Origin of the sequence: Streptococcus sp. 2022WUSS135 (assembly GCF_044427045.1) — a bacterium.
In the GTDB taxonomy this organism is placed as follows: Bacteria; Bacillota; Bacilli; order Lactobacillales; family Streptococcaceae; genus Streptococcus; species Streptococcus hashimotonensis.
Genome location: NZ_JAOTGL010000046.1, coordinates 1 through 7,130 on the forward strand (window position 1 = coordinate 1; position 7,130 = coordinate 7,130).

Genomic DNA, 7,130 nt, shown 5'->3' on the forward strand with positions numbered 1-7,130 from the left:
AGAGTAGAACAATTTCTAGTTTCTCAGAGACAGACTTTGGACTTCTTTTGGACATAATAAAACTCCCTTTATAGTTTCTAGTGAAAATTTTTGTTTTTTCACTGTCCACTATAAGGGGAGTATATCACAGAGGATAAAAGAGTTTTCAGTATTAATTACAAGTTGTCAGCTACGCTGTTCAAGAGAGTTTTGATACAGCGTAGCGAATGTAGTTAGCATCTTTCACATCTTTGAAGACTGAACCAATACTGCCGTTGATTTTTCTTTTAGAGAAGCAATTTCTTTTTGTAGTTAATTTCATCAGCAACACTGTTCAAGAGGGTTTGGATAGCAGAGGCATCGCTACCACCTGCCATGGCCATATCTGGCTTACCACCACCACGACCTGCTACGATTGGAGCAAGGACTTTGATGAGGTTCCCTGCATGAACATCGCTTGATTTGCTGGCTACAAGGACATTGACCTTGTCACCGATCGCAGCAACCAAGACCAAGACATCTGAGTAATCTTTTTGTTTCCAGTTGTCAGCGAAGGTACGGAGGGCACCTGCATCTGATACTTGGACTTGACTGGCAATGTAGCGAATGCCGTTAGCATCTTTGACCTCTTTGAAGACATCACCAGCAGCAGCTGCCGCTGCTTTTTCTTTCAGAGCTGCATTTTCTTTTTGCAGGTCACGAACTTGCTGAGCAAGACTTTCAACCTTGTTTGGCACTTCCTTGATCTGTGGTGACTTGATGGTTGCCGCTACTTCTTTGAGGGCATCTTCTTGGTCACGATAGGCAAGGAAGGCTTCACGGCCTGTTACCGCAATGATACGTCGAGTACCTGAACCGATACCTTCTTCTTTCAAAATCTTGAAGATACCGATTTCAGCGGTGTTACCAACATGGGTACCACCACAGAGTTCCACAGAATAGTCGCCAATTGTCACCACACGGACTTCTTTACCGTATTTTTCACCGAAGAGGGCCATGGCACCCATTTCCTTAGCTGTGTCAATATCAGTTTCAACCGTCACAACTGGAATGGCATTCCAAATTTGCTCATTGACTTCTTCTTCGATACGACGAAGTTCTTCCGCAGTAACTGCCTCAAAATGAGTAAAGTCAAAGCGGAGGAAGTCTTGCTCATTCAAGGAACCAGCCTGCGTTGCATGCTCACCGATAATATTGTGAAGAGCTGCATGGAGCAAGTGAGTTGCTGTGTGGTTCTTCTCAACACCCTTACGGCGTTTTGTTTCGATTTCAAGTGTGTAGGTTTGACCAACTGAAATGCTTGCGGACAGTTCAACTGTGTGCAATGGTTGACCATTTGGTGCTTTCTGCACATCGATGACAGTCGCAACAATATCTCCAGCAGCATTTTTCACAAAACCATGGTCTGCAACCTGACCCCCCATTTCTGCATAGAATGGTGTTTGATCAAAGACAAGGAGGGCTTGACCTTCTGAGACTGCTTCTGTACGCTCATTATCAGCCACAATGACAGATAAGCTTGCTTCAAGAGCTGTTTGCCCATAAACAAAGGTCGACTCTTCTGTGATAGCAGCCAGGGTTTCATTTTGCATACCCATTGAACCACCTTTGACAACTGAGGCACGTGCACGGTCTTGTTGCTCTTTCATAGCCGCTTCAAAGCCAGCAATATCAAGGGTCATACCACGGTGCTCAGCCAATTCTTCTGTCAATTCTACTTGGAAACCATAGGTATCATAGAGTTTGAAAATGTCACGACCATCAATCTCAGACTTACCTTCTGCTGCCAATTTGTCCATCAATTGCTCAGCAAATTGTGAACCTGTATGGATAGTACGAGCAAATGACTCTTCTTCACTCTTAACAATCTTCTCAATAAAGGCACGTTTTTCAAGCACTTCTGGATAGTAGCTTTCCATGATATTGCCAACTGTCTCCACCAATTTGTACAAGAATGGCTCTGTAATGCCCAAACGTTGACCATGCATAGAAGCACGACGAAGGAGACGACGAAGGACATAACCACGGCCTTCATTTCCAGGAAGGGCACCGTCACCAATGGCAAACGAAAGAGCACGGATGTGGTCTGCGATGACTTTAAAGCTCATGTTTTCGCCATCTTGGTCATAAGTCTTACCAGAAATCTTTTCTACTTCACGAATGATTGGCAAGAAGAGGTCCGTTTCAAAGTTGGTCTTAGCCCCTTGGAAAATAGCTGCCAAACGCTCCAAACCTGCGCCTGTATCAATGTTTTTGTTTGGCAATTCCTTGTACTCAGAACGCGGAACAGCTGGGTCTGCGTTGAACTGGGACAATACGATATTCCAAATCTCGATGTAACGGTCATTTTCAATATCTTCTTCCAAGAGACGAATGCCGATGTTTTCAGGGTCAAAGTCTGTGCCACGGTCGAAGAAAATCTCCGTATCTGGACCAGAAGGACCTGCACCGATTTCCCAGAAGTTATCTTCAAGCGGAATGAGATGGCTTGGCTCAACACCAAGAGCAATCCAACGATTGTATGAATCCACATCATCTGGATAGTAAGTCATGTAGAGCTTGTCTTTTGGCAAGGCAAACCATTCTGGGCTTGTCAAGAGCTCAAAGCCCCACTCAATCGCTTCATCACGGAAATAATCCCCAATAGAGAAGTTGCCAAGCATTTCAAACATGGTGTGGTGGCGGGCTGTCTTACCAACGTTTTCAATATCATTGGTACGGATGGATTTTTGGGCATTTGTAATCCGTGGGTTATCAGGGATGACTGAGCCATCGAAATATTTTTTAAGAGTTGCCACACCAGAGTTGATCCACAAAAGAGTTGGATCGTTAACTGGGACAAGGTTTGCTGAAGGCTCAACAGAGTGACCCTTTGATTTCCAGAAATCCAACCACATTTGACGAATTTGAGCAGAAGATAGATTTTTCATAAACTAAGATACCAAGAGCATTAAGAAAGCGAGAAGAAAATAGGAGATCAACGCCGTGCGCCAGCGCACTAGGCGGTCTATCTTTTTCTCGACGCTTTTAGCTCGGGTTCAATTCAGAAAATTATCTAAATTGAACCTTTCCTTTCATATAGTAATAATTGAGGGGAAAGTCCGTAGCCCGAGTTCATTTCAGAATAAACTCGATGCCCTTTCCTTTCGTTTAGATATTTTGAAAAATTATTATTAGAAAGAAGCGAGCCTTCCAGGCGGGTTCAATTCAGAAAATTATCCAAATTGAACATTTCCTTTCATAATAGTAATAATTGAGGGGAAAGTCCGTAGCCCGAGTTCATTTCAGAATAAACTCGATGCCCTTTCCTTTCATAAGTGATAGTTAGGCGGGTTCAATTTAACGAAATAGTTAAACTGAATGATTATTTCACGATTAATTCGATGCATCTTCCATCATTTCGATGTAGTCAATTGCGACCACTAAGGAAATGACCAAATCTGCATAGGAATCCTCCAATACAGTAACGGAGTAATGAGAAGTTAAATGAAAGAGTTCTTTGGAGATTTCAGCCACGAGCATACCATCTGGCCTTTTCAAGCGAAAATCCAAATCCCAGATATTTCCATCTAGGATTAAACCTAGATTTTCCACAGTATAGCGATCCTTGAAAAAAGTAAATTCCTTTTGCAAGTAGAAAGAATGACCATTTGCCATATCAATGGTAAACTGGGGCAGGAAGGTCAAAAACTTCTTGGTAATCTGACAAACTTCTCCACCTCTGGAATTTCTCACGATAAATCGTTTTGGAATTTCGAGGAAAGAGCCCTCCACTTGATAGGCAAGATTCCCAAAACTATTACGAATATCAAATTTTTCACCACCAAAGGTAAAGCGCTGTTTCACTTGAAATTGCTTCATGATAACCTCCAAAAAAAATAACAAGAAACCAAACGAAGGGCGAAAAACCGCGGTACCACCTTCATTCAATGACTTGTCATTCTCATTTAAGAAACTGTATCCACAAGCAAAAAAATTTTTTATATAGGCTATAAACTGTGAATACAGGCTCTACTATTCAATTGTAATATTAAGTAGCAAGATACTTGGCTTAGATGGCTCGCAGCAACCGCCAATTTTCTGAACTAAGGTGTCAAGTACCGATTCTTAATAAGTAAATCGTCAATTACTGACCTGATGAACTAGAAGATTCTGTTGTAGAAGAAGAACTTTCAGTCGATGAAGAGCTGCTCTTCGTTGAAGAAGAACTGCTTTCTTCTGTTGTCACATATTGTGAAAGAAGATTTTGGAAAGCACTGTCTTTAACCTTAACGTTTGCTTTTTGGAGTGCTTCTTTCAGCACAGTAGCAACAAATGATGAATCACTTTGCTTTTGTGCCAAAATAATTTCTTTCAGCTTATCTTTATAATCTTCCCATTTAGCAGATTTTTCTGATTTAGCATCCAATTTTACAACATAATAGCTCGTTGTATACGTCTTCATATCTACCGAAGAAATCACCGACGCTCCGACTTGACCTGCATCCAAGGCAAATACTGCTTTCTGTACCTCTGCTGGAACAGTTGTTGAAGTTGAATCGAATTTAACTTCGCCTCCATTGTCTTTTGTAGTAGTATCCGTGGAATTGTCTTTCGCCAATTGAGCAAAATCTGCACCTTCAGCTTGTGCAGCAGCTAAAACTTCTTTTGCTTTAGCTTCGTCTGCCAACTTAATGACACGTGCTGTTACTTCAGGTGTATAGGCGTCATAAGTTGCCTTGTAGTTTTCATCTGTCAATTCTTTCTCAGCAGCTTGTTTTACAGCATACTCAACCAATTTATTGGTACGAATTTGTTCTTTATAGGATTCTTCTGTCAATCCTGCCGAAGAAAGTGCCGCATTAAAAGAAGCACCAAGTTGTTCTGCCTTCTTATCATATTCCTTATTTACTTCTTCTGCAGAGACTTTGTCACCATACTGATTTTCAAATACATTACTGATAACCATTGACAGCAAAACTTGTTGAGCTTGTGAGTTTGTTTTCACTTTCTCATAAAACTCAGACACAGTAATCGTGTTACCTTTCATCGTAATGATATCTTTATCAGCTGCATTGGAACAAGCAGCGAGTGTTACTGCAGCAAAGAGTGTTACTGCACCTGCGAGAATTTTTTTAGTTTGTTTCATTAAAGACTCTCTCCTTTTTTCATTAACCCCTTTATTATAACACAAAAGCTTAAAAACTTCTTAAATTTCTATATGTTTTAAGTCAACATTCTCTACATTTTTCCTCAACATAAGAAGACCGTCACTCATGGAAACAAGACTAGCAGTCACATCTGGATTATCCAAAGTCGCATCGAATAAACGTTGCAATCCCTTATAAATAGTGCGCTGCCCTCTTCTGACATCCTTGATATCTTTGGCAACATCTCCTCCTTGGAAGATGTCATCCAAAATGATTAAACCGCCTACTTTGACCTTTTTCAAGACTTCGGGTAAAAATACAATATATTTTGATTTAGCAGAATCCATGAAAACAAAATCATATGTGTTATCTGGTAAAGTCGGAAGAATATCCATCGCTTCCCCTTCCAGCAATTCAATCTGCTGGCGCTGATCATATTTGGCAAAGTTTTCCTTTGCAAAGCCAATCATTTCTTCATTTCGATCAATCGTTGTAATCTTCGAATGCGGACTATTGTCAGCCATCAGTAACGCAGAGAAGCCAATAGCAGTTCCAATTTCTAAAATACGTTTAGGTTGAAGTATCTGCATCAGCAAGCGGAAATAAGCTACCGTTTCATGAGGGATAACTGGAATGTTTTCTTGATGAGCAAACTCTTCCAGTTCTTTCAAAAACCCTGTATTTTGCGCCTGACGTGTTCGCATAAAATCCACAATTTCTTCCTTGACAACCGGACGGCGCATATTGTGATTTGCGTTTTTACTATATGATTCGACCATAGAATCCATTATATCATAAGCCGACAAGATTTTCTTCCTCAACACACTAAAAGGTAGGTTTCCCCCAATGTCATTAAGTTAGCTAACCTATCACATTTTGTGTTAGGTTAGTTTTTTATGTTACACTAAAAATAAAAGGGGAAAAATCATGCTAGACCAGATTAAATCTCATCTATTTGACAGTATCAATGACATCGTTTCCTCTACCGACCAGTTTGTACTTCATCCTGAAAAAGATTTTAGTCGGAAAAGTCAGCTAACTATGGAAACCATGATTCAAGCTATACTGACCATGGGAGGTAATACCTTAGCCAAAGAGCTACTTGATTTAGATTTGCCTGTCACTCAATCTGCTTTTGTTCAACGACGGTATCAGATCAAACACCAAGCTTTTAAAACAATTTTTAGGGATATCACCTCTAAAATTCCAATCTCTGATAACCTCCCTATCCTAGCAGTTGATGGTAGTGATGTGATTCTACCAAGAAACCGCTATGATAAAACAACCTCTTTTCAAACTGGACCACATCACACTCCCTATAATCTCATTCATATCAATGCTCTCTACAATCTTGAACAAGAGATTTATCACGATTTACGGATTCAGGATAATCGGGAGTTTGATGAGCGTGCGGCTTTTATTGATATGATGGAGAGCTGCCCCTTTCGAGCAAGCACTAGTTATTATGGACAGAGGGTATGAATCCTACAATGTCATGGCACACTGTCAAGAAAGAAATTGGTCCTATATTATCCGTATTCGTGACGGGAATCATTCTATGAAGTCAGGATTTAATCTCCCTGACACCTCTTGTTTTGATGAAAAATTTGACCTAAACATCTGTCGCAAACAAACCAATGAGATGAAACACCTGTATCGGGACTTCCCTAATCAGTATCATTTTTTACCTAATAATGCCTCCTTTGATTTTCTACCAAGCTCTAGTCGAAAAAGCGAACATACCAGTTTTTATGAGCTGCATTTCCGAATGGTGCGTCTAGAAATCAAGCCTGGTTTCTTTGAAACTTTGGTGACAAACACCGATTATTCTCCAGAAAAATTAAAAGATCTCTATGCCTACAGATGGGGCATAGAGACCAGTTTTTGTGACCTAAAATATAGTATCGGTCTGACTCATTTTCACGCGAAAAAGAAGGAAGGGATTCTCCAAGAAATCTACGCTCGCTTTATCAATTTTAATGTTTGTAAATGGCTAACCTCATACGTTGCTATTAAAACATC

At 40.4% G+C, this 7,130-nt stretch carries 4 protein-coding genes and 1 pseudogene; 1 reads left to right on the forward strand and 4 read right to left on the reverse strand.

Annotation, left to right across the window (positions count from 1 at the left end):
• Positions 1 to 266: 266 nt before the first annotated feature.
• The 4 genes from alaS to ODU45_RS09625 form a co-directional block, all read right to left on the reverse strand.
• Complete coding sequence (gene alaS, locus ODU45_RS09610; RefSeq protein WP_398581214.1) at positions 267 to 2,909, reverse strand: alanine--tRNA ligase; 2,643 nt, start codon at positions 2,907 to 2,909, stop codon at positions 267 to 269.
• 445 nt (positions 2,910 to 3,354) lie between these two features.
• On the reverse strand, positions 3,355 to 3,840 hold the full coding sequence (locus ODU45_RS09615; RefSeq protein ID WP_044754552.1) for an LURP-one-related/scramblase family protein: 486 nt from the start codon (positions 3,838 to 3,840) through the stop codon (positions 3,355 to 3,357).
• A 265-nt stretch (positions 3,841 to 4,105) separates the two neighbouring features.
• A complete protein-coding gene (prsA, locus tag ODU45_RS09620; RefSeq protein ID WP_136671364.1) occupies positions 4,106 to 5,107 on the reverse strand; it encodes a peptidylprolyl isomerase PrsA in 1,002 nt (333 codons plus the stop codon).
• 60 nt (positions 5,108 to 5,167) lie between these two features.
• Positions 5,168 to 5,887, reverse strand: coding sequence for an O-methyltransferase (locus ODU45_RS09625; protein WP_074390279.1), 720 nt, complete (start codon positions 5,885 to 5,887; stop codon positions 5,168 to 5,170).
• A gap of 148 nt (positions 5,888 to 6,035) precedes the next feature.
• On the opposite strand from ODU45_RS09625, the pseudogene ODU45_RS09630 reads away from it, so the two are divergent.
• Positions 6,036 to 7,130 (forward strand): annotated as a pseudogene (locus ODU45_RS09630) (IS4 family transposase); the annotation flags it as partial.

Excerpts from the sequence above, each read along its gene's own strand:
- alaS (WP_398581214.1), bottom strand. The coding sequence starts at position 2,909 with ATGAAAAATCTATCTTCTGCTCAAATTCGTCAAATGTGGTTGGATTTC.
- ODU45_RS09615 (WP_044754552.1), bottom strand. The coding sequence starts at position 3,840 with ATGAAGCAATTTCAAGTGAAACAGCGCTTTACCTTTGGTGGTGAAAAA.
- prsA (WP_136671364.1), bottom strand. The coding sequence starts at position 5,107 with ATGAAACAAACTAAAAAAATTCTCGCAGGTGCAGTAACACTCTTTGCT.
- ODU45_RS09625 (WP_074390279.1), bottom strand. The coding sequence starts at position 5,887 with ATGGTCGAATCATATAGTAAAAACGCAAATCACAATATGCGCCGTCCG.